Source organism: Streptomyces sp. NPDC002130 (assembly GCF_040296465.1).
Lineage (GTDB): Bacteria > Actinomycetota > Actinomycetes > Streptomycetales > Streptomycetaceae > Streptomyces.
On the sequence record NZ_JBEOXI010000651.1, the window covers coordinates 1 to 1,867 of the forward strand.

The following is a 1,867-nucleotide window of genomic DNA, read 5'->3' on the forward strand; positions in this document are numbered from 1 at the left end:
CTGGTGTTCCTGGCTCCTCCCTCCTGGGAGGAGCTCGTGCGCCGACTCACCGGGCGGGGCACCGAACCGCCCGAGGTGATCGAGCGCCGGCTCGATCTTCACCAAGATCATTCATCGATCGTGCGAAAAAGACGGATTAGCCACCGGCGATTCGTGGATATCCGAGGAGGCCGAGATCGTAGGGCCGCGCCTCAGCCCCCGACGTGCGATCACCTCTTACTTCGATTCCACGTGTAACCCTCGGCTCTGGAATGAGATACACATATCGTAAACGTCCTCTAAGACTGAATCCTTAGGAAAATGCCCCCTATTCACCAGATGTCACCATGACTCCCGCGGCTTCCACACCCGCGAGCATCGAAGGCCCTTCGGTGTGGCGTGATCGTAAGAGGTACCTGTGGCCGCTCGGATTGCTGATTCCACTCAGCCCGTTCATCTCCTGGTTTCTCGTCGACAACTTTCGTCTCGGATTGTTCTGGGCGACCGGCGCGTGGCTACTGGTCATCGTCATCCCGATCATCGACATGCTGGCCGGTGAAGACGGCGAAAGTCCGCCGGACGATGCGATCCCACGACTGCAGAAGGACCGCTACTACCGCTGGTGCACTTACGCGTTCCTCCCCTTGCAATACGCCGGTCTGGTCTTCGCCTGCTGGTGCTGGATCAACGCTCCGATGGGAATCGCGGAGAAGATCGCGATGTCGTTCACGGTGGGCGTAGTCGCCGGCGTCGGTATCAACGCGGCCCACGAACTCGGGCACAAGAGCGAGAAGGTCGAGCAGTGGCTCGCGAAGGTGGCGCTTGCACAGTCTCTCTACGGGCACTTCTACGTGGAACACAATTTCGGCCACCATGTGCGTGTAGCTACTCCGCAGGACCCGGCCAGCTCACGGTTCGGTGAGAGCTTCTGGAGGTTCTTGCCACGAAGTGTGTTCGGCGGGCTGCGTTCGGCATGGCGCATCGAGAGCGCTCGACTCCAGAGGAAAGGCAAACGAACCTGGAGCTTCGAGAACAATATTCTCAACGCTTGGGCGATGAGTGTTGTCCTCTTCGCGACGCTGATCGGTATCTTCGGTTGGGAGGTTGCACCCTGGCTCCTGCTGCAGGCAGTTGCCGGATTCACCTTCCTCGAAGCCGCGAACTACCTCGAGCATTACGGCCTGCTGCGTGGCAAGCGTGCCGACGGCTCGTACGTTCGCGCCAGCCCCGCTGACAGTTGGAACAGCGATCACGTCGTGAGCAATCTGTTTCTCTACCAACTGCAGCGGCACAGCGATCACCACGCCAACCCGAAGCTGCGGTACCAAAGTCTGCGTAGCGCGGCCGAAGCGCCGCAACTTCCGGCCGGCTACGCAGTGATGATCGTGATCGCGTGGATTCCACCGCTGTGGCGCCGGGTGATGGATCAGAGATTGTTGGACTACTACGACGGCGACACAGAACGAATCAACGCCAGGAGCACGACCTGATGAACGCCCACGACCCAACAAATACAGAGTCAGATCCGTACCCGCACAACGACATAGATCGCCACCTGCAGTCTCACGCCAGATTCGCACGTGCAGCGTCGAGTCCAGAAGTCATCGCCGCCGCGCAATTCTTGCTGCAGCAACCCGATGCCTATCTATACCGCCGCCGCTACCTCGAACTCATCGTCGATACCACAGACTCAGACGGCACCCCGATCACCGACTACACCGCTGCCGAAAAATATCTGCTCACCGCGTACAGAAAAATTCTTCGATCCGATACCGGGCATCCGAGTCAGAAAGAATCACGCACCGTCGACTCCTCGAAAGGACAATCATGGGCCTGAACGGGTCGACTCCAGCCTCCGCTCAGCACGAAAGCAGCGGTGGCAATGGAC

General features: G+C 59.5%; 2 protein-coding genes and 1 pseudogene. All 3 read left to right on the forward strand.

Annotated elements, in window-relative coordinates:
• Nucleotides 1–96 (forward strand): annotated as a pseudogene (locus ABT116_RS44025) (guanylate kinase); the annotation flags it as partial.
• Nucleotides 97–326: 230 nt separating this feature from the next.
• Entirely contained in the window at nucleotides 327–1,469 is a 1,143-nt protein-coding gene (locus tag ABT116_RS44030; RefSeq protein ID WP_351646457.1) for an alkane 1-monooxygenase, read from the forward strand.
• Entirely contained in the window at nucleotides 1,469–1,816 is a 348-nt protein-coding gene (locus ABT116_RS44035) for a hypothetical protein (protein ID WP_187781738.1), read from the forward strand. The genes ABT116_RS44030 and ABT116_RS44035 overlap by 1 nt, the downstream gene beginning before the upstream one ends.
• The last annotated feature ends 51 nt before the right edge of the window (nucleotides 1,817–1,867 follow it).

What these genes read in the sequence shown, in the direction of transcription:
- ABT116_RS44035 (WP_187781738.1), top strand. Translation starts at nt 1,469, where the DNA reads ATGAACGCCCACGACCCAACAAATACAGAGTCAGATCCGTACCCGCAC.
- ABT116_RS44030 (WP_351646457.1), top strand. Translation starts at nt 327, where the DNA reads ATGACTCCCGCGGCTTCCACACCCGCGAGCATCGAAGGCCCTTCGGTG.